We start from the raw sequence: 20074 nt of genomic DNA, 5'->3' as shown, positions 1-20074 counted from the left end.
ACGCCCCGGTTGCACCTGACCGGGCGTGATCGCCTGGCCGGACCGGTGACCCGCCACGAATGACGTCGGGCAATAGCCATCGACACGGACCATTCGGGCTGACCCGTACCGATCGCCTCCGAGGCTAGCGTGATCAGCGTGGCGAAGCGGAGCGTCGGCAGCCGGATCGAGACCGGCCTCGGCTGCTTCGGCATCATCGCGCTGGGCGTCACGCTGGCGATCGTCCTCAAGTGGAACCCCTGGCTGGAGTTCAAGGGCTGGCTCGACGAGCGCACCAGCACCCTGTCCGAGCCGAAGGGTGCCTGGACCCAGCGGGTCGCCGGCCAACCCGACGCCGCCGGCATCACCGACACCGCCGTGGTGGCGTTCATGGGTGACATGGTCGAGTCCCGGGCCCGGAACAACGGCGAGTTCAAGTGGCGCAAGGAGACCGACTGGGCGGCGCTGGCCGGCCCGTCGTCCGGCGGAGTGGTGATCATCTCGAAGGTCAACGGCAAGGGCTTCGACGCCGTCGACCCGCTGAGCGGCGCCACGAAGTGGACGGACCCGGACGGCGACGGCGCCTGGACCTACCGGGACGCCGTCCTCACCGTCGACTGCCCCAAGAGCGGCTGCTCGATCGTCAACCGGAACCCGGACACCGGCGAGGTCCGCTGGAAGATCTCCACCGGAAACGCCATCCGGTCGATCAACGGCGACAACTCCGGCCGGGTCGGCCCGCGCAGTCTCGACGACAAATGGAACGACGTCCGCAACGCCGACCCCCAGCCGATGCCCCGCTACCTCGGTTACCTGTCCGACCGGAAGCTGCAGGTCCTCGACACCCAGGCCGGTCGGAAGGTGCGTGAGGAGAACGTCCCCAACGACTCCCGGGTGGTGGTGGCGGCCAACCGCACGGTGCGGGTGGCCGGCTCGGTCGCCAGCAACGGGTGCCGCATCGTGGTCTCCGGTCGCGAGGCCGGCGGCGGCCAGCAGCTCTGGCAGAAGGACGGCTACGACCTCAGGACCACGGGCGGCGCCGGTTGCGAACCCCGGAACGACCCGCCCGGCGGCGGCACGGTGTTGATCGCCACCCGGCTCGACCAGCGGCAGGTGCTCCTGTCGGCGGTGGACGGGCGCGAGCTCGCGGTGGCCAACCCGGGCGAGACGATCCTCGGCACCGACGGCGAGGTGGGGATCGTGCGCGCCGGCGACGGCAAGCAGATCCGGGCGATCCGCCTCGACGGCGGCGGCCAGGCCTGGGCCCGTCCGGTGCAGTCGAGCGCCAAGGTCGGCGTCACGCCGCACGCGATCTTCATCACCGACGCGGCGACCGAGCGCGTGGTGGCCCTCGACGGCGGGTCGGGCCAGGTGCGCCTCGACCTCGGCACGGGGGCCGAGGTCATCGGCGTGCACCAGGCCGGCGTCGTGCTCGGCCGCGGTCGCACGGTCGGTTTCAATTCATTTACCGGCGGGGCATGAGACCGCGGGGCATGAGACCGCGGGGCATGAGACCGCGGGGCATGAGACCGCGGGGCGTGAGGCGGTCGCGCCGGCGCCAGGTGATCGCGGCAAGGACAACCAGGTAGACGATCGGCAGCGCCGGGTTCTCGTCGACCACCGCGACGTTGGTGACGATCGCACCGACGACCAGCGCGCTCAACGCGGCCGCCGCCAGCCCGCACAGCCACGGGATCATCAGCCCGATGCCCCCGGCGACCTCGCACGCGCCGACGAAGTAGCGCAGCCAGTCCCCGGCACCGATCTCGTCGAACAGGTCGACCATCGTCGGGTCGCCGAAGAGTTTGGCCATACCGCCGCCGACGAACATCAGGCCGACCACGACCTGGACGACCCAGGTGGCGATGTTGGCGACCCGGGACGTGCGGCGGGTGGCGAGAGTGGTCATGGCTTCCTCCATCGTGTCGGTGTGTCACCAGGACGTCGGAGCAGGCCCGCGGATTTCGACACGACGGCGCAAGGCAATATGTAGGCCATGGAGTACCGGATCGAACGCGACACCATGGGCGAGGTCAAGGTTCCGGCGGATGCCCTGTACCGGGCGCAGACGCAGCGCGCCGTGGAGAACTTTCCGATCTCCGGCCAGCGGCTGGAGTCGGCGCACATCCGGGCGCTGGCCCAGATCAAGGGGGCGGCCGCCGCCGTCAACGCCGACCTCGGTGTGCTCGACCGGTCGATCGCCGACGCGATCGTCGCCGCCGCCGCCGAGGTGGCCGGCAACAACCACGACGGGCACTTCCCCGTCGACGTGTTCCAGACCGGCTCGGGTACGAGCTCGAACATGAACATGAACGAGGTGCTGGCGTCCATCGCCTCGGCCGCGACGGGCGGGAAGGTCCACCCGAACGACCACGTGAACGCCTCACAGTCGTCCAATGACGTTTTTCCCTCGAGCGTCCACCTGGCCGCGACCGCGGCGGTGACCACCGATCTCCTCCCGGCCCTCGACCACCTCGCCGCCGCGCTCGAGACGAAGGCGTCGGCGTTCGAAAATGTGGTCAAATCGGGTCGCACCCACCTCATGGACGCGACGCCCGTCACGCTGGGCCAGGAGTTCGGCGGGTACGCCGCGCAGGTGCGCTACGGCATCGAGCGCCTGCGCGCCACGCTGCCCCGCCTCGCCGAACTGCCGCTGGGCGGCACCGCCGTCGGCACCGGCATCAACACCCCGGCCGGGTTCGCCGCCCGGGTGATCGAGCGGCTGGTCGCCGACACCGGCCTGCCGCTCACCGAGGCGCGCAACCACTTCGAGGCGCAGGGCGCGCGCGACGCGCTGGTCGAGGCGTCGGGGCAGCTGCGGGTGATCGCGGTCGGCCTATACAAGATCGTCAACGACATCCGGTGGATGGGCTCCGGGCCGCGGGCCGGCCTGCGCGAGCTGGCGATCCCCGACCTGCAGCCGGGCTCGTCGATCATGCCGGGCAAGGTGAACCCGGTGGTGCCCGAGGCGGTGCGCATGGTGTGCGCGCAGGTCATCGGCAACGACGCCGCGGTCACGTTCGCCGGCAGCCAGGGCGACTTCGAGCTGAACGTGATGATCCCGGTGATGGCGTCGAACCTGCTGGCGTCGATCCGGCTGCTGTCGAACTCGAGCCGGCTGCTGGCCGACCGCTGCGTCGCCGGCCTGGCGGCCAACATCGAGGTGGCCCGCGGATACGCCGAGGGATCGCCGTCGATCGTCACGCCGCTGAACAAGTACATCGGCTACGACGAGGCGGCCTCGATCGCGAAGCAGGCTCTCAAGGAGAACCGCACGATCCGCGAGATCGTGGTCGAGCGCGGGCACATCAAGGACGGGAAGCTGACAGAGGAGCAGCTCGACGAGGCCCTTGATGTTCTTCGCATGACGCACCCGTAACCTAGAACGCGTGACCCTGAGGCTTTACGACACCGCTACCCGTTCGGTGCGCGACTTCACGCCGCGCGTTCCCGGCCAGGTGAGTGTCTATCTGTGTGGGGTCACCGTGCAGGCCGGGCCGCACATCGGTCATCTCCGCTCCGGGGTCAACTACGACGTGCTCCGGCGCTGGCTGCTGCGCGCCGGCTACGAGGTCACGTTCATCCGGAACATCACCGACGTCGACGACAAGGTGATCGTCAAGGCGGAAGCGAAGAACGTTCCGTTCTGGGCGCTCGCCTACACGAACGAGAAGATCCTCGACGCCACCTACGCGAAGCTCGGCGTCCTGCCGCCCACCTACGAGCCGCGGGCCACCGGGGTGATCACCGAGATCCACGAGCTGATCAAGCGCTTGATCGACAAGGGCCACGCCTACGTGGCCGACGACGGCAGTGGCGACGTCTACTTCGACGTCCGCTCGTTCCAGCGGTACGGCTCCCTCAGCGGCCAGCGGATCGACGAGATGGAGCCCGCCACCGACGCGCCGCAGCGAGCCAAGCGCGACCCGCGCGACTTCGCGCTCTGGAAGGGCGCCAAGGCCGACGAGCCGCCGGAGGCGCAGTGGGTGTCGCCGTGGGGGCCGGGCCGGCCGGGCTGGCACATCGAGTGCTCGGCGATGACGTGGCGGTTCCTCGGCGAGGAGTTCGACATCCACGGCGGCGGGCTCGACCTGCGGTTCCCGCACCACGAGAACGAGGTCGCCCAGTCGCACGCGGCCGGCATGCCGTTCGCCCGGTTCTGGGTGCACCACGCCCTGCTGCGGCTCGGCGACGCCAAGATGGCCAACTCGGTCGGCAACGTGATCTCGCTGGAGTCGCTGGTCGAGAAGGGCCTGCGGCCGGTCGAGGTGCGTTATTACCTCCAGGCGCCGCACTACCGGTCGGTCATCGAGTACAGCGACGAGGCGCTGTTCGAGGCCGCCGCCGCGTACCAGCGCATCGAGAACTTCGCCGTCCGCGCCACCGAGGTCGTCGGCGTGGTCGAGCCGGCCACCGAGTTGCCGGCGGAGTTCGTCACGGCCATGGACGACGACCTCAATACATCGCGCGCACTCGCCGTCGTGCACGAGGCCGTCCGTGACGGCAATGCCGCGCTCACGTCCGGAAAAGACGAGGAGACGCGCGCAGCGCTGGCCTCGGTACGGGCGATGACCGCGCTACTGGGGATCGACCCGCTCGATCCACAGTGGACCGACGCGGGTGGCCGGCTGGAGCCGGTGGTGGCCGCCCTGGTGGCGCTCGCCCTGCAACAGCGCACCGACGCCCGCGGTCGTAAGGACTGGGCGGCGGCCGACGCCATCCGCGATCAGCTACGCGCCGCCGGCGTCGTGGTGGAAGACACTCCCAACGGTCCAAGGTGGACGGTCGATGCCCGGTAACGATCAGCGCCGTAACAAGCGAACAACCAGCAAGAAGGGCGCCACGGTCGGCTCCGGTGGCAAGCGCCGCCAGTCGCTCGAGGGCCGGGGTCGCACCCTGCCCGCCGAGGAACGCCCATGGCACAAGGCCTACGAGGGCACGGGCGACATCCCGAAGCGCACCGCGTGGCGGCAGGACAAGGAACGCCGCGCCGCGGCCGCCGAGGGTCGGGCACCGAAGGCCGGCAGCGGCAAGGGCACGGCGTGGGAACGCGGCATCGGCGGCGGCGGGAAGGCGAAAGCCGGCGCGTCGAAGGCGGCCGGCAAGACCGGCGGCGGCCGGGCCGGTGCCGCGGGCGTCGCGCGCACAGCGGCGACCGACCGGGCCGCGGCGAAGGCGCGTCGCGCCGCGCAAAGCCGCACCCCCGGACGCGCTCCCGGCCGGCCGACCGGTCCACGGGTGGCGCCCGGGCGCAAGAGCACCCCGCCGAAGGACGTTCCGGAACTGCTCGTCGGGCGCAACCCGGTGGTGGAGGCGCTGCGCGCGCACGTGCCGGTCACCGCGCTCTACGTGGCGCAGGGCCTCGACATCGACGAGCGGGTCGCCGAGGCGGTCCGCACCGCCGGCGACCGGGGCATCCCGCTGCTGGAGATCAGCCGCGGCGAACTCGACCGGATGACCGGTGGGGTGCTGCACCAGGGCATCGGCGTCCAGGTGCCGCCGTTCGCGTACGAGGCGTTCGAGGACATGCTCGCCGCGTCGCTGGAACAGACGGCGCCGCTGCTCGTCGCGATCGACGGGCTCACCGATCCGCGCAACCTCGGCGCGGTGCTGCGCTCGGCGGCCGCGTTCGGTGCCAACGGCGTCTTCTTCCCCGAGCGGCGGGCGGCCGGCATCACCGCGACCGCGTGGCGCACCAGCGCCGGCGCCGCGGCCCGGGTACCGGTGGCCCGGGTCACGAACCTCACCCGTTCGATCAAGGCCTGCCAGCAGGCCGGGTTCATCGTCGCCGGGCTCGACGCCGACGGCGAAGTGTCGTTGTACGCGCTGGAAGCGGCGGTCGGCCCGATCGTGATCGTGGTCGGTTCCGAGGGTCGGGGCCTGTCCCGGCTCGTGGGCGAGTCGTGCGACCTGCGGGTCCGCATCCCGATGTCGTCCGACATCGAGTCGCTCAACGCGTCGGTCGCGGCGGCGGTGGCGCTGGCGGAGGTGGCGCGTAGGCGCGGTTGACCAGCGGGCGTAATCTCGGCGCGGTGACCGCTCCGCACGGCTACGCGATGGGTGTCGATCTGGGCACCTCGAACACGGTTGCGGTCGTCCGGTGGCCGGACGGCCGCACCCGGCCGCTGCTCGTCGACGGCGTACCGGTGCTCCCGTCCGGTGTCTACCTCGACGAGCACGGCCGCCTGCACGTCGGGCGGGACGCGCACCGGCTGGCCCAGGTGGAGCCGGCCCGCTACGAACCGAACCCGAAGCGCCGCATCGACGAGGGTGCGGTGCTGCTGGGTGACCGCGAGGTCCCCGCCGTGCACCTGCTCGCCGCCGTACTCGGCGGGGTCGGCCGGGCGGCGCTGGAGGCGGTCGGTCATCTGCCACCGGCGGCGCTCACCTACCCGGCCTCGTGGGGCTCGCGCCGGCGCGACATGCTGGTCGAGGCCGCCGCGCTGGCCGGTTGGCCACCGGTGAAACTGGTGCCCGAGCCGGTCGGCGCCGCCCGCTACTTCGCCGACGTGCTGCGCCGTCCCGTGCCGTTCGGGTCGTCGCTCGCGGTGTTCGACTTCGGCGGCGGCACGCTCGACATCGCGGTCGTCCGCAACGACGGCGCCCAGTTCTCCGTGCTCGGCTCCGGCGGCATCGAGGACCTCGGCGGGCTCGACATCGACTTCGCGCTCGTCGAGCACCTGGGCCGCATGATCTCCGGCACCCGTCCGGATGTCTGGTCGGCGCTGGCCAACCCCACCACCACGGCGCAGCGGCGCGACCGCCGGCTCTTCTGGGACGACGTGCGCGGCGCGAAGGAAATGCTCTCCCGGGTGGCGGTCGCCCCCGTGACGGTCCCGGGCCTGGACGCCGCGGTGCACCTCACCCGGGAGGAACTCGAATCGGTGGCGACGCCGCTGCTGCGGCGGGCGGTGCACGAGACCGGCGCCGTGATCCGCGCCTGCGGCCTGCGCCCCGACGCGTTGGCCGGCCTGTTCCTGGTGGGCGGCTCGTCCCGGCTGCCGCTGGCGGCGCGGCTGCTGCACCACGACCTCGGCATCGCCCCGACGGTGCTCGAACAGCCGGAACTGCCGGTCGCCGAGGGTGCGATCGCGGAGTTGGCCGCATCGGCCGCATCCGCCGCGCAGGCCGCGCCGGTCTCCGGGCCGGTCGCGGCGCCGGTGTCGGGGCCGGCCATGGCACCGGTGTCCGGACCGGCGGCGGGCCCGGTATCCGGCGGGCCCGGCACGACCACCTACGGTCCCACCGGCACCGGCGGGTATGGCCCGGCCGGCACCGGTGTGTACGGCCCGGCCGGGTACGGGGACCAGACCGGTGCCGGATCCGGGCCGATCGGTCCGGCGTCGCCGGCGCCGTACCTGTCCTCGGAACCGATGTCCGCCCCGCCCGGACCGATGGCCGCGCCGCCTCTCCCGGTCGTCTCTCCGCCGGCGCCCCGGCGGCTGTGGCAGCGGGCCGGGGTGCTCGCCTCGGCCGTCGGCGTGCTGCTCGTGCTCGCCCTGGTCGCGGCCGGCGGCTGGTGGTACTTCACCCGCGAGACGCCGGTCGACTTCGTGGCGCTCAAGTCCACCGGGCCCACCGTGCCCTACGGCGACGGCTCGCCCGACCGGGTCGCCAGCTACACGCTCGGCGACGTCACCTACCTCGCCTGGACGCGTGACAAGGCGGTCGACGTCGCCGCGGTCAACGTCGCCACCGGGAAGCGGCTGTGGCAGAAGCAGGCGCCCGCCGGCGCCGACGTCTGGGAGAAGATGTACGCCGGGCCGGCCGGCATCGTGCTGTTCCCGGGCTCGATCAGCTCGTCGGAGCCCGAGCCGATGTTCGTGCTCGACCCGGGCAACGGCTCGCCGAAGTGGCAGCGCGACGTGACCTCCAACGAGCGGGTCCTCTTCTTCGAGGCCGCGATCGTGGTGCAGTCCGAGGACGGCAAGTCGGTCAGCGGCCTCGACTGGCGCACCGGCAACCAGAAGTGGGGCCTCGGCAACCGCACCGACGACGAGAACAACGCGCTGGCCACCCGCAACGTCAAGGTCGAGGCCGGCGACGAGGCCAGCGTGGCGTCGATGAGCGGCGACCAGGTGCGGGTCACCCCGGGTGACGGTGCGCGGCTGCTCCAGTTCGACAAGGACCAGGGCATGCGGGTGGTCGAGGTGGCCAGCGGCAAGCAGCGGACGGTGACCGGTGTGGAGGTCGACTCGGAGACCCCGATCCTGGCCGCCGGTGACAAGGCGTACCTGGTCGTGGTCTCCAACGGGTACCAGGTACGCGAGTACGACCTGACCAAGCCGGGCAAGGCCCGCGTCATCTTCACCGAGGCGAACAGCGCCCGCAAGGTCACCACGCCGCCGGTCCTGTGCGGCGAGAACCGCCTCTGCTTCATCGAGCACAACGGGTCCGACGCCAAGTCGACCCAGGTGGTCGCCGTCGACACCGAGGCGGGGAAGCTGGCCTGGCGCAAGGCGGCGCCCGGCGTCAACAGGCTGGAGCCGATGGGCACCGGCGTGCTGGCGACCACCGACGGCTCCACCCCGGTCAGCCAGCTCTTCGACGCCGACGGCAACCAGGTGATCCCCGACGACGCGAAGGCCACGGTCGGCGTGCGGGTGAACCCGTCGAGCTCGCTGCTGTTCTCCCGCCAGTTCTCGACGTACGCCGACGACGTGGCCCTCGACGGCGTCACGATCGACGGCAAGCGCACCGCGCTCGGCTCGATCAACGTGTCCACGAGCAGTTGCTCGTGGAACGCCACGTTCCTGGTCTGCGCCGCGGAGAAGGAATGGAAGGTCTGGCGCTTCGCCGAGTGACCACCGGCGAAACGCCGGAGACCCAGGCCCGTGCGGGCCTGGGTCTCCGATCGCGGTGAATGAGTTTAGAGGCGCAGGCCCGTGACGCTGTGGAACGCGTGGTGCGAGTCGGTGCGCGGCCGCGCGTACACGGTCGAGCCGAGCTCGGGAGCCTTGCGCGGGTCGGTACGGATCGTGAACCGCTCGTCCTGGCCCTCCAGGGCCACCGTGCCGTAGACGTAGGCGTCGGAGCCGAGCTCCTCGACCAGGTCGACGACGATCGGCATGCCGGGGATCTCCTTCGACAGGCCGCCGCCGGTGCCCTCGGTGACCAGGTCGGTGTCTTCCGGACGGAACCCGACGGTCACCTTGCCGTCGCCACCCTCGCGGGCGGCCGCGACCTGCTCGCGGGTGAGCGGCAGCACCATGTTCTCGAACTTGCCGCCCTCGTCGGTGAGCGGCACGGTCTTGATGTTCATGGCCGGCGAGCCCATGAAGCCGGCGACGAACGCGTTGGCCGGCTTGTCGTACAGCGCACGCGGGGTGTCGACCTGCTGGAGCACGCCGTCGAGCAGCACCGCCACGCGGTGGCCCATCGTCATGGCCTCGACCTGGTCGTGCGTGACGTACACCGTGGTGACGCCGAGCTTGGCCTGCATGGTGGCGATCTGCGAACGGGTCTGCACACGGAGCTTGGCGTCGAGGTTCGACAGCGGCTCGTCCATGAGGAAGACCTGCGGGTGACGCACGATCGCGCGGCCCATCGCCACACGCTGGCGCTGGCCACCGGAGAGGGCCTTCGGCTTGCGCTGGAGGAAGTCGTTGAGCTGCAGCATCGCCGCAGCTTCCTTGACCCGCTGGTCGATCTCGGACTTCGGCGTCTTGCGCAGCTTCAGCGCGAACGCCATGTTGTCGTACACCGACATGTGCGGGTACAGCGCGTAGTTCTGGAAGACCATCGCGATGTCGCGGGACTTCGGCGGGAGGTGCGTGACGTCGCGGTCGTTGATGAAGATGCTGCCCTTGTCGACGTCTTCGAGGCCGGCGAGCATGCGGAGGCTGGTGGACTTGCCACAGCCGGAGGGGCCGACCAGAACGAGGAACTCCCCGTCGCCGATCTCGAGGTTGAGCGAGTCGACCGCCGGGCGGGTAGTGCCCGGGTAGATGCGACTCGCATCGCGGTAGGTGACCGTAGCCATGGTGGAACATCCCTTCACCGGCAGGAACGTGCCGGACGATCCGAGTAAAGGTTGGTCCCCGCACCTTAATCGCGAGATCGAGTTACCGCTAGCGCAGCACAGCGTCGATCTTGCGGCTGTGGGTGCACACCCGCAAGATCGACGCTGGGAGAATTGTCAGACAGTGACGCCGAAGTCGGACGCCACGCCGGCCAGGCCGGACGCGTAGCCCTGGCCGACGGCGCGGAACTTCCACTCGGCGCCGTTGCGGTACAGCTCGCCGAACACCAGGGCGGTCTCGGTCGAGTAGTCCTCGCTCAGGTCGTACCGGGCGAGTTCGGCGTTGTCGGCCTGGTTCACCACGCGGATGTACGCGTTGCGGACCTGCCCGAAGGCCTGCTTGCGGGTCTCGGCGTCGTAGATCGACGCGATGAACGCGATCTTGTCGACGTCGGCCGGCAGCCCGGCCAGGTTGACCTTGACGACCTCGTCGTCACCCTCGCCGACACCGGTCTTGTTGTCGCCGGCGTGCTCGACGGCGCCGTCGGGCGACTTCAGGTTGTTGAAGAAGATGAAGTGCTGATCGGAGAGGACCTTGCCGGTGGCGCCACACACGACGGCGCTCGCGTCCAGGTCGAAGTCTTCACCGGTGGTGGTGCGGACGTCCCAGCCCAGGCCGAAGAACACCGCGGTCAGCCCGGGTGCCTCCTTGCTCAGGTTGACGTTGGCCCCTTTGGTGAGGCGTACTGCCACGGCGGGCTCCTCGGATAAGTCGGTTGCCGTATTCCGCCGCCAGGCTAGTCCCCCCGGGCCAACCCGCGCAGGCACTGCCACTGGTTCAATAGCTCTCGTGAGGCAAGCCTTACCTGAGGACGAGAGCCTGGCCGGGCTGCTCGGCGGCCGGCGCGGCGCGGTCGACGCCACCCTGCCGGGGGTCGGTTACGTGATCGCCTGGGTGATCGCGGAGCGATTCGCGCCGGGTTCGACGGCAATTGCGGTGGGTTGTGCGGCCGCCCTCGCCGTCGGGGTCGCGGTTTCGATCGTGAGACTGCGGCGCGGGTCGGCTCCGCGGGCCGTCGTGCTCGGCCTGCTGGGCGTCGCCGTCGCGGCCGTGATCGCCCTGCACACCGGCCGGGCCGTCGACTTCTTCCTGGTTCAGGTGCTGTCGAACGCGGCGAGCGCGTTGGCGTGGGCGGCGAGCATCCTGATCCGCTGGCCGTTCCTCGGCGTCATCGTCGGCCTGGTGCTCGGCCAGCGGACCCGGTGGCGGCGCGACCCGGCCCTGCTGCGGGCGTACATGCGGGCCAGCTGGGTCTGGGTGGGGCAGTACCTCGTTCGGCTTGCGGTGTTCGTCCCCTTGTACATGGCCGACCAGGTGGTTGCCCTCGGCGCCGCCCGGGTGGTGCTCTCGTGGCCGCTGGTCGCGTTGTGCCTGGCCGCGAGCTGGTGGGTGCTCCGCCGGTCGCTGCCACCGGATCATCCCGGGCTGCGGCATCCGTCGGGTTAGCGCTTGCGTTCTGGGCTCGCGTTGGCGACGCTGTTCTATTGGCTGAACAGCCGAAAGATCGCCGAGGCGGGGAGGTGGGCGGATGCGGCTGGAATCCGAACGCCTGGTGCTCCGCCCGTGGACCCATCATCCCGACGAGCTCGACCGGCTCGCCAACCTCTACTCCCGTCCGTCGTTGGTGCGCTTCCTCGGCGTGGTGCGCGAACCCGTCGGCCGGATGGTCGACGACTGGGCGATCCGCATGGCTACCGATCCGCGGCAGGTCATCGCGGCGATCGAGGTCCGGGCAACCGGCGTGATCGCCGGCACGGTGCTGTTCAACCTGCTGCCGGGCGAGCACCACATGGAGGTCGGCTGGCACCTGCACCCCGACTCCGAGGGGCACGGGTACGCCACCGAGGCCGGCCAGATGGTCATCCGGCGCGGGTTCTCCCTCGGCGTGCCCGAGGTGTTCGCGCTCGTCGTCCCGAAGAACGTCCGCTCACAGCGGGTCTGCCGGCGGCTGGGCATGGCGCACCTCGGCCGCACCACCCGGTACCACGACACCGAGTACGAGTTGTTCCACCTCCTCTCGCGCCGGCGTAATTCGGTGGCGCGGGTGCGGCAGGCGGCCCGATCCTAGGTTCATGTTCGCGACGGCCACCGCTCTGATGGTGCTGTCGCTATCTCTATTCGACGGCGCACGACGCTGACCATTCCCCGGTAGCTGTTCCGGGGAGCCCGGCGGGGAATGGTGAGCGCTTCGCGCGGGTTCCCCGTGTGGCCGGATCGATCGAATAGGGAAAGGTCAATGAAGCAGGCGTTCGTGCGGACGAAACCGCACCTCAACATCGGCACGATGGGGCACGTCGACCACGGCAAGACCACGCTCACGGCGGCGATCACGAAGGTGCTCGCCGAGCAGGGCCGGGCCGAGTACACGCCGTTCGAGCGGATCGACAAGCACGCCGAGGAGACCCTGCGGGGCATCACGATCAACATCTCGCACGTCGAGTACGAGACGGAGACCAGGCACTACGCCCACGTCGACATGCCGGGCCACGCCGACTACGTGAAGAACATGATCACGGGTGCGGCCCAGCTCGACGGCGCGATCCTGGTGGTCTCGGCGCAGGACGGCGTGATGCCGCAGACCCGCGAGCACGTGCTGCTCACGAAGCAGCTCGGGGTCCGCTACGTGGTCGTGGCGCTGAACAAGGCCGACGCGGTCGACGACCTCGAGCTGCTCGACCTGGTCGAGCTGGAGGTCCGCGAACTGCTGGCCGCGCACGGTTACCCGGACGCGCCGGTCGTGCGGGTCAGTGGGCTGCGGGCCCTCGCCGGTGACCCGGAGTGGGTCGCCGCGATCGGTGCGCTGCTCGACGCCGTCGACGAGCACGTGCCGGTGCCCGACCGCTACCTCGACGCGCCGTTCCTCATGCCGGTGGAGAGTGTCCTGACGATCTCCGGCCGGGGAACGGTGGTGACGGGCGCGGTCGAGCGCGGGGTGGTCCGGCTCGGCGAGACCGTCGACGTGCTCGGGCTCGGCGGGTCGGTGCGCACGGTGGTGACCGGCATCGAGACGTTCGGCAAGCGGATGGAGAGCGCCGAGGCCGGTGACAACGCGGCCCTGCTGCTGCGCGGCGTCAAGCGCGACGACGTGCGGCGCGGCCAGGTGGTCGCGGCGGCAGGCAGCGTCGACCCGGCGTCGTTGTTCACCGCGCACGTGTACCTGCTCACCGCCGAGGAGGGCGGCCGGCGGACGCCGATCGTGTCGGGTTACCGGCCGCAGTTCTTCGTGCGGACCACCGACGTGGTTGGCGAGCTCGACCTGGGCGAGGCCGACCTGGGCATCCCGGGTGACCGGCTCGACGTCACGGTGCGGCTCGGCAAGCCGGTCGCGCTCGCAGCCGGGCAGGGCTTCGCGATCCGCGAGGGTGGCCACACGGTGGGCGCCGGCACGGTGACCGAGGTGTTGGCGTAGTTACGTTCCTCTATGCGAGGATCGTGACTCACGTGAAGGTGGGGGGCCTGACGGGGAGGTCCCCCACCATGCGTTTGTTGGTACTCGTGGCGGTGCTCACGGCGTCACTCATCTTTCCCACGAATGCGGCGAGCGCCGCCGATGCGCCGCACACCCAATTGATCTACAACGATCCGACCGGCGACGACGCCGCCAAGAACCGCATCTACACGCGGCTGATCGAACTGATCGACGGCGCCGAACCGGGATCGACGATCCGGATGGCGACCTACTACGTCGTGATGACCTCGGTGCCCGACGCGCTGATCGCGGCGAAGGGCCGCGGCGTCAACGTCCAGGTGATCACCGACGAGAAATCGCGGACCGAGAGCGCGACCACGTGGAGCCTGCTCGCCGCCGGGCTCGGCACCGACACCACCAAGGGCTCGTTCCTCATGTCGTGCCCGGCCAACCGCGGCTGCATCGCCGACCAGGCCGAATGGTCGATCATGCACAACAAGTTCTACCTGTTCACCCGCACGCTCGGCGTGAACAACGTGCTGGTGCAGACGTCGGCCAACCTCGGCGGCACCGCCTGGCGCGACGGCGGCAAGGGCTGGAACGACGCGCTGGAGGTCACCGGCAACGACGCGCTGTTCACCTCGTACACCGGCTACTTCGCCGACCTGAAGGCGAAGACGGTGAACAACAACTACTACGACACGCGGGTGCCGCTGCAGGCCGGCGCCGCCAAGGTCTTCTACTACCCGCGCGCCGGCTCCTCGGTGAGCGGTGATCCCGGCGAGAACACCGTGATCACGATGCTGAACAACACCGACTGCTTCGGCAACACGACCGTCGGCACGTCGGACAACCACCGCACGATCATCCGCGTCAACACGATGGCCATCAATCTGGCCTACCTCGCCGAGAAGCTGGTGGAGAAGGACGCCCAGGGCTGCTACGTGCTGGTGAACGTGCGGGTCGACCCGGCCGACGCCAACCAGATGGCCGCGCTGCGGATCCTGCTGCGCGCCACCAGCAGCGTCTACAACGGTGTGGTCGTGCGCTACTACTGCATGGCCGACCCGGTGTGGATCCACTCGAAGAACTGGTCGATCGAGGGCAAGTACTACGGCAAGGCCGACCGCAGGATCGCGTGGACGGGCAGCCTCAACTGGACCGGCGGCAGCCTGCGCGGCTCCGACGAGATCATGCTCCAGATGGAGACCAACCCCGTCTTCGACGCGCTGAAAGCCCAGTTCAACGCGACGGCCGCGGCGATCACGCACAAGCCCGCGAACGGCGCTGCCGTGGCCTGCTGAGGGGGTCGCTGCCGTGTGCCGCGCCGGAAATTCGGTGGGGCAGGTCGCGTACGATCGAGACGTATGCCGACGTGGCGCAACTGGCAGCGCAATCGACTTGTAATCGATAGGTTGCGGGTTCAAGTCCCGCCGTCGGCTCCACAAAATGGGCCCTGGCCAGCGGAAACGCCGGCCAGGGCCCGATTACGTCAGGACGGCAGGGGGCAGGGGTTCACGGGAGGCGCTGAAGGTGCTGATGCACCCGTACTTGATGAGGCACTGCTCGAACATGCGCTGGTAGAACGACCGGGTGACCGGTGAGGGTGTAGGGGTCTGGCTGCTGACGATCTCTTTCGGGAAGTAGAACCCCACGTTGTAGTCGATCCGGTCGTACTGCGGGCCGTCGTACCGGGTGATGACGGCGCCGTCGTAGCAGGCGCCGACATGGTGGGTCCACTTCAGGACGATGTCGTTGAAGATGAAGGATCTCCACTGGAGGCCCGACTCGACCCATCCGCACCGTTCCGGGAACACCGCCGCAACGTTGCCCGACGCCGACTGCTTCATCGCCTCGGCGAGGTTCGGGCTGAGTACGGGCTCGACGACGACGGGGCTCTTCTCATGTGTCTCCCTCCGAAGGTGAGTTGCAGAACTGAAGGCATGCGCTCTCGATCCGCCAGGTGGCGGTGGCGCTCCCCGTGGTTCCCGTCGCGTCGGTCGCGGTGACGGTCACGGTCCAGGTGGACTTGCCGGGGACCCGGCCGCTGATCAGGCCGGTGGTCGGGTTGATCGTCACTCCGGTCGGCAGACCGGTGGCCGACCAGGTGTAGGGCGCCACGCCGGCCGCGGCACCCACCTGCCGGGAGACGGTTCGCCCCGGGAGGCTGAGGAGTGCGGGCAGGCCGCTGACGACGGTCCGCGGCACGAACAACAGCCGGTTCGGCTGCAGGCCGTAGTTCGGGATCGCGCCGTGTATGGCGATATGGAGCACGTCGTTGGTGATCTCGGCCGCGGTCCGCGACGGGTGCAGAGACCAGACCAGCGCGGCGACACCCGACGCGAACGCGGTGGCCTGCGACGTGCCGGACCGTTCCCGCATCGCGGTGTCGAACTCGCTCGACGCGGAATTGATGTTGTTGCCGGGGGCGAACACGTCCACGCAGAAGCCGTGGTTGGAGTAGTCCGCCTTGCTGTCGTTGCCGCTGTTCTGCGTCGCGCCGACCGTGATGGCGTTGGTCATGTTGCCGGGCGAGAAGGCGCAGGCGTCGGCGTTGAGGTTGCCCGCCGCGACGGCGTACACGATGCCGTCCGCCATCGACCGCTCCAGTGCCAGGCTGACAACCGAACTGGCGCTGTCGGCGCTGATGCTCATGTTGGCGATGGCGCGTTCGCCGGGGTTGTGGTGGGCGGTCACCCAGTCGATTCCGGCCAGGACGCTGGCGGTGTCGGTGAGGCCGCCGCAGGTGAACACCTTGACGGGCACGAGCGACACACCTTTTGCCACGCCGAACAGCCGGCCGCCGATGATGCCGGCGACATGCGTGCCGTGCCCGGAGCAGTCGTCGGTGGACCCGCCGAAGATCACGTCCACACCGGGCTGGACCCGACCCCCGAAGTCGACGTGGCTGGCCCGGATTCCGCTGTCGATGACGTACACCCGGATGCCGTCAGCCGTCGTCGGGTACGTGTACTGGCTGTCCAGCGGCCAACTGGTTTCGTCGATCCGGTCCAGCCCGAAGTTCGGTGGAACCAGTTGGGTGTCCTGTTGCCGCATGACGCTGTTCTGCTGCACGTAGTCCACTGCGGGATCGGCGGCGAGTCGCCGTGCGGCCGCTTCGTCCAGGGAGACCTCGAAGCCCTGCAGCGCGTCGGTGTAGACGCGGCCGACCGTGCCGCTCTGCTTGTTCGACAGCGTTCGTGCCAGCGCGCCGACATCCGGCCGGGCCACCTTGTCCTGCTTGAGAACCACGATATAGCTGTTCCGGATCGCCGCTCCGGGCCGGGCAGGCAACAGCGTGCCCGGCGGTGACTCCGGGTCGGCCGCCATTGCGGGCTGCGCGGCTCCGGACAGGACGACAAGCGACGTCGCCAGCGCGGCAACACCGCGAAGATGCCTTGCTCTCAACGGGAGTTCCTCCTCGGACTGATCGCGCGAAAGCGCATCTGGACGCGCCCACTCAGCCAAGGATCTGGTCGGCGCTGGACGGCTAGTTGACGCTGTGTTGACGGTCGGAAATCGACCGGTTTGGATAGGGCCGGCGGTGGTTCGCTCGAGCCCGAGGCGGTGGCATGGAGGTCCGGTTGCTGGGTCCGGTCGAGGTGCACTCGGCCGGGCGCGTCCTCGACCCGGGCCGCCCGCAGCAGAGCGTGCTGCTGGCGGCCCTGAGCGTCGACGCGGGGCGCCTGGTTCCCGTGGACGCCCTGGTCGACCGGGTGTGGGGCGATGTCCCTCCCGAGCGGGCCCAGCGGATGCTGCACACGCTCATCACCCGGGCCAGGAGCCTGCTGCGGCAGGCGGACGACGACGGCGGTGCCGTGCGGCTCGTCCGGCGCGCCAACGGATATCTCCTGGACGCGGCCCCGGAGCAGGTCGACCTGCACCGCTTCCGGCAGATGGTCGGCCGGGCCGGGAATGCGGACCTGTCCGCCGAGCAGCGGGCGGCGCTGCTCCGTGACGCGCTCGCCCTGTGGCGCGGGGAGCCGCTGGCCGGGTTGGCCGGGCCGTGGGTCGACCGCAGCCGGCTCGCCTGGGAGCAGCAGCGGTCGGCCGTCGTGGTGGCCTGGGCGACGGCGGAGTTGGCCGCCGGCAATCCGGCTGCGGTGGTCGATTCCCTGGTGGAGGAGGCTCGCGGCTCGTTGGTCGAGCCTTTGACGGTCGTCCTGATGCGGGCGTTCGTGGCGCTCGGACGGAATCCCGAGGCTCTCACGTGCTACACGAACATCCGTGAGCGGCTGGCCGACGAGCTCGGTGTCGATCCCGGTCCCGAACTCCAGGCCCTGCACGGGGCCATCCTCCGCGGCGAACTCCGGCCGCCCACGGTGCCGCCCACGGTGCCGGACGCCGCGGCACCGACGGTCGACAGCGCCGATCACCCCGTCCGCACACCGGCGCAACTGCCGGCCGCAACCGCGGTGTTCGTGGGGCGTGCCGAGCAGCTCGGGCGGCTCGACAAGCTCGTGTCGGCCCGGCCGGTCGCGGGCACCGTGACGGTAGCGGCGATCGTCGGTGCCGCGGGGATGGGCAAGACCGCGCTGGCGGTCCACTGGGCTCACCGGGTCAGGGACCAGTTTCCCGACGGGCAGTTGTTCGTGAACCTGCGCGGGTTCGATCCGGCCGGTTCGCCGGTGCTGCCGGCCGAGGCGATCCGCGGCTTCCTCGACGCCCTGCGGGTGCCGCCGTCGTCCATCCCCACCGGCCTGGACGGGCAGATCGGCGTGTACCGCAGCGAGCTGGCCGACCGGCGGGTGCTGATCCTGCTCGACAACGCCCGCGACACCGAGCAGGTCCTGCCGCTGCTACCCGGTGCGTCCGGCTGTCTGGTGCTGGTCACCAGCCGAAGCCGGCTGATCGGCCTGGTCACCGAACACGCCGCCCACCCGGCAGCCCTCGGTCCGCTACCTGCGGCCGAGGCGGAGTTGGTGCTGGAGCGCCGGCTCGGTGCCGACCGACTCGCCGCCGAGCCGCGGGCCGTCGACGAGATCATCGACCGGTGCGGCGGGCTTCCCCTGGCGTTGACCATCATCGCCGCCCGGATCGTGTCCGAACCCACTTCCTCCCTGGCGGCGGTCGCCCGGGAACTGCGGGGATCCGGGCCGGGTCTCGACCCGTTCGACGGCGGGGAGCGGACGGCCGACCTGCGGGCGGTGCTCTCCTCGTCCTACGACACGCTCACCGCCGCGGCGGCGCGGCTGTTCCGGCTGCTGGCCCTGCACCCCGGCCCCGACATCGGCGCACCGGCGGCGGCGAGCCTGGCCGGGGTGCCGGTGCGGGAGGCCGGGCTGGCACTGGCCGAACTCACCCGGGCGCACCTGATCGACCAGCCCACCCCGGGCCGGTTCCGGTTCCACGACCTCATCCGCGCTCTGGCCACCGAACTGGTCGCCGGCCGCGACAGCCCGGAGCAGCAGAACGCCGCGACGCACCGCCTGCTCGACCACTACCTGCACACCGCCGGTTCGGCCGCCGAGGCCCTCTGGGAAATGCACGACACGGTCGGGGTCGGTGCGATGGCCGAGGGGGCAGCCCCGGAACAGTTCGCCGATCCGGACCGGGCCCGCGAATGGTTCATCGCCGAGCATCCGGTCGTGCTACGCGCCATCACGTTGGCCGAGAATGCCGGGTTCGACCACCACGTCTGCCAGCTTTCGTGGACCGTCGCCAGGTTCCTCGAACGGCGCGGACTCGGACACCAGGCCATGACCGTCCAGCACGCCGTCCTGGCCGCCGCGCACCGGCTGGCCGACCCGGCACTGATCGCCCGGGCCCACCGCGGCCTCGGCGTCGCCAGCGCCTACCTCGGCGACCTACCGCAGGCACGGACCCACTGGCAGCACGCCGTGGAACTCTTCGCAGACCTCGACGACCCCGTCGGCCAGGCACACACCCACAACAACCTCGCCTGGCTGTGCAGCAACCTCGACCAACCCCGGGAATCGATGGCCCACAAGCGGCACGCCCTGGACCTGTTCCGGGCGGCCGGAGAACAGGCCGAGGTGGCCGGCACGCTCGGCTCCATCGGCTGGAGCCACTACACGCTCGGCGACTACCAGCAGGCACTCGTCCACTGCGAGGAAGCGCTGGACCTGTTGAAACAGTTCGGAAAACGGCATGAGCAGGCCACCGTGACGCACACCCTGGGCCTGGTTCAGCACCGGCTGCGGAACTACCGGGAGGCGCGCCGCTCGTTCGAGCTTGCCCTCTCGCTGTTCCGGCAGTTGGGTGACCGGATGGGCGAGGCGGAGACGCTCGCGAGCCTCGGTGACACCTGGTTGGCGGAGCCGGACGTGGAGCAGGCGCGGGCCGCGTGGTCGGCCGCTCTGGCCATCCTCGACGAGTTCGGTCACCCCGACGCGAACGAGGTACGGGCCAAACTCACGGCTAGCCCGCTTCCTCGCGACGGGTGATCTCGGTGAGGTCGCGCCAGTCCCACGGGCCGACCTTGCACCGCTCGACGAAGTCCCGCGCCTCCTGCTCGGACGTGAACTGGAAGATCCCGGCGGTGCCGTCGGCGCCGCCCTGCCGGGCTTCCACCTCCCACACCTGCTCCACCCGCAGAAAGACATCGCGCCTGGTCATGGTGCCGAGACTGCCGTTCCACCAACGCCCAACCGTCTCCATGACGCTGCACACTATCGAACACCAGTTCTAGCCGCACCTGTTT

16 protein-coding genes and 1 tRNA gene are annotated in these 20074 nt (G+C 70.4%); 11 read left to right on the top strand and 6 right to left on the bottom strand.

The features are described from left to right. The first annotated feature begins 138 nt into the window (after window positions 1-138). Window positions 139-1461 carry a hypothetical protein gene (locus Vau01_RS07465; protein ID WP_203988496.1) on the top strand — a complete coding sequence of 441 codons (1323 nt, stop codon included), beginning with the start codon at window positions 139-141 and terminating at the stop codon, window positions 1459-1461. Here Vau01_RS07465 and Vau01_RS07460 read toward each other — a convergent pair. Continuing rightward, window positions 1445-1888 (bottom strand): DoxX family protein, encoded by a 444-nt coding sequence (locus Vau01_RS07460; protein ID WP_203988495.1) that lies wholly within the window; start codon window positions 1886-1888, stop codon window positions 1445-1447. The genes Vau01_RS07465 and Vau01_RS07460 overlap by 17 nt on opposite strands. 87 nt (window positions 1889-1975) lie before the next feature. Between Vau01_RS07460 and Vau01_RS07455 the strand changes: the two genes are divergently transcribed. From Vau01_RS07455 to Vau01_RS07440, 4 genes are read left to right on the top strand one after another with little or no spacing between them, the layout of a single operon-like run. Next, entirely contained in the window at window positions 1976-3358 is a 1383-nt protein-coding gene (locus Vau01_RS07455; RefSeq protein WP_203988494.1) for a class II fumarate hydratase, read from the top strand. Between the two features lie 10 nt (window positions 3359-3368). Beyond that, a complete protein-coding gene (gene cysS, locus Vau01_RS07450) occupies window positions 3369-4778 on the top strand; it encodes a cysteine--tRNA ligase (RefSeq protein ID WP_203988493.1) in 1410 nt (469 codons plus the stop codon). Beyond that, window positions 4768-5988 carry a 23S rRNA (guanosine(2251)-2'-O)-methyltransferase RlmB gene (rlmB, locus tag Vau01_RS07445; protein WP_203988492.1) on the top strand — a complete coding sequence of 407 codons (1221 nt, stop codon included), beginning with the start codon at window positions 4768-4770 and terminating at the stop codon, window positions 5986-5988. The genes cysS and rlmB overlap by 11 nt, the downstream gene beginning before the upstream one ends. A gap of 23 nt (window positions 5989-6011) precedes the next feature. Continuing rightward, complete coding sequence (locus tag Vau01_RS07440) at window positions 6012-8783, top strand: hsp70 family protein (protein WP_203988491.1); 2772 nt, start codon at window positions 6012-6014, stop codon at window positions 8781-8783. 65 nt (window positions 8784-8848) lie between these two features. Here the strand turns inward: Vau01_RS07440 and Vau01_RS07435 are convergent, their stop codons facing one another. After that, window positions 8849-9961 carry an ABC transporter ATP-binding protein gene (locus Vau01_RS07435; protein WP_203988490.1) on the bottom strand — a complete coding sequence of 371 codons (1113 nt, stop codon included), beginning with the start codon at window positions 9959-9961 and terminating at the stop codon, window positions 8849-8851. Window positions 9962-10117: 156 nt separating this feature from the next. Beyond that, a complete protein-coding gene (locus Vau01_RS07430) occupies window positions 10118-10693 on the bottom strand; it encodes a TerD family protein (RefSeq protein WP_203988489.1) in 576 nt (191 codons plus the stop codon). A 97-nt stretch (window positions 10694-10790) separates the two neighbouring features. Here Vau01_RS07430 and Vau01_RS07425 point away from each other — a divergent pair, with 97 nt between their 5' ends. The 5 genes from Vau01_RS07425 (at window position 10791) to Vau01_RS07405 (ending at window position 14855) form a co-directional block, all read left to right on the top strand. Beyond that, complete coding sequence (locus tag Vau01_RS07425; RefSeq protein ID WP_308440442.1) at window positions 10791-11447, top strand: DUF3159 domain-containing protein; 657 nt, start codon at window positions 10791-10793, stop codon at window positions 11445-11447. A gap of 82 nt (window positions 11448-11529) precedes the next feature. Continuing rightward, window positions 11530-12069 (top strand): GNAT family N-acetyltransferase, encoded by a 540-nt coding sequence (locus Vau01_RS07420; RefSeq protein WP_203988488.1) that lies wholly within the window; start codon window positions 11530-11532, stop codon window positions 12067-12069. A gap of 168 nt (window positions 12070-12237) precedes the next feature. Continuing rightward, window positions 12238-13410, top strand: coding sequence for an elongation factor Tu (gene tuf / locus Vau01_RS07415; RefSeq protein ID WP_239151384.1), 1173 nt, complete (start codon window positions 12238-12240; stop codon window positions 13408-13410). A 68-nt stretch (window positions 13411-13478) separates the two neighbouring features. Next, window positions 13479-14714 carry a phospholipase D-like domain-containing protein gene (locus tag Vau01_RS07410; protein WP_203988484.1) on the top strand — a complete coding sequence of 412 codons (1236 nt, stop codon included), beginning with the start codon at window positions 13479-13481 and terminating at the stop codon, window positions 14712-14714. A gap of 65 nt (window positions 14715-14779) precedes the next feature. Then, window positions 14780-14855: transfer RNA gene (locus Vau01_RS07405), tRNA-Thr, on the top strand. A 42-nt stretch (window positions 14856-14897) separates the two neighbouring features. Here Vau01_RS07405 and Vau01_RS07400 read toward each other — a convergent pair. Together Vau01_RS07400 and Vau01_RS07395 are read right to left on the bottom strand one after the other, a co-directional pair. Continuing rightward, window positions 14898-15260 (bottom strand): hypothetical protein, encoded by a 363-nt coding sequence (locus Vau01_RS07400; protein WP_203988483.1) that lies wholly within the window; start codon window positions 15258-15260, stop codon window positions 14898-14900. Between the two features lie 52 nt (window positions 15261-15312). Then, window positions 15313-16818 (bottom strand): S8 family peptidase, encoded by a 1506-nt coding sequence (locus Vau01_RS07395; RefSeq protein WP_203988482.1) that lies wholly within the window; start codon window positions 16816-16818, stop codon window positions 15313-15315. Window positions 16819-16982: 164 nt separating this feature from the next. Here Vau01_RS07395 and Vau01_RS07390 point away from each other — a divergent pair, with 164 nt between their 5' ends. After that, window positions 16983-19817 carry an AfsR/SARP family transcriptional regulator gene (locus Vau01_RS07390; RefSeq protein ID WP_203988481.1) on the top strand — a complete coding sequence of 945 codons (2835 nt, stop codon included), beginning with the start codon at window positions 16983-16985 and terminating at the stop codon, window positions 19815-19817. Here Vau01_RS07390 and Vau01_RS07385 read toward each other — a convergent pair. Next, complete coding sequence (locus Vau01_RS07385) at window positions 19792-19989, bottom strand: hypothetical protein (protein WP_203988480.1); 198 nt, start codon at window positions 19987-19989, stop codon at window positions 19792-19794. The genes Vau01_RS07390 and Vau01_RS07385 overlap by 26 nt on opposite strands. Window positions 19990-20074 lie beyond the last annotated feature (85 nt).

This window comes from Virgisporangium aurantiacum (assembly GCF_016863635.1).
Lineage (GTDB): Bacteria > Actinomycetota > Actinomycetes > Mycobacteriales > Micromonosporaceae > Virgisporangium > Virgisporangium aurantiacum.
The sequence above is the reverse complement of the archived record's forward strand: the minus strand, read 5'-3'. Positions and strand labels throughout refer to the sequence as shown.

Coding starts and splice junctions, on each gene's coding strand:
- Vau01_RS07460 (WP_203988495.1), bottom strand. CDS start 1,888: ATGACCACTCTCGCCACCCGCCGCACGTCCCGGGTCGCCAACATCGCC.
- Vau01_RS07455 (WP_203988494.1), top strand. CDS start 1,976: ATGGAGTACCGGATCGAACGCGACACCATGGGCGAGGTCAAGGTTCCG.
- rlmB (WP_203988492.1), top strand. CDS start 4,768: ATGCCCGGTAACGATCAGCGCCGTAACAAGCGAACAACCAGCAAGAAG.
- Vau01_RS07435 (WP_203988490.1), bottom strand. CDS start 9,961: ATGGCTACGGTCACCTACCGCGATGCGAGTCGCATCTACCCGGGCACT.
- Vau01_RS07420 (WP_203988488.1), top strand. CDS start 11,530: ATGCGGCTGGAATCCGAACGCCTGGTGCTCCGCCCGTGGACCCATCAT.
- tuf (WP_239151384.1), top strand. CDS start 12,238: ATGAAGCAGGCGTTCGTGCGGACGAAACCGCACCTCAACATCGGCACG.
- Vau01_RS07410 (WP_203988484.1), top strand. CDS start 13,479: ATGCGTTTGTTGGTACTCGTGGCGGTGCTCACGGCGTCACTCATCTTT.
- Vau01_RS07400 (WP_203988483.1), bottom strand. CDS start 15,260: ATGAAGCAGTCGGCGTCGGGCAACGTTGCGGCGGTGTTCCCGGAACGG.
- Vau01_RS07390 (WP_203988481.1), top strand. CDS start 16,983: ATGGAGGTCCGGTTGCTGGGTCCGGTCGAGGTGCACTCGGCCGGGCGC.
- Vau01_RS07385 (WP_203988480.1), bottom strand. CDS start 19,989: ATGACCAGGCGCGATGTCTTTCTGCGGGTGGAGCAGGTGTGGGAGGTG.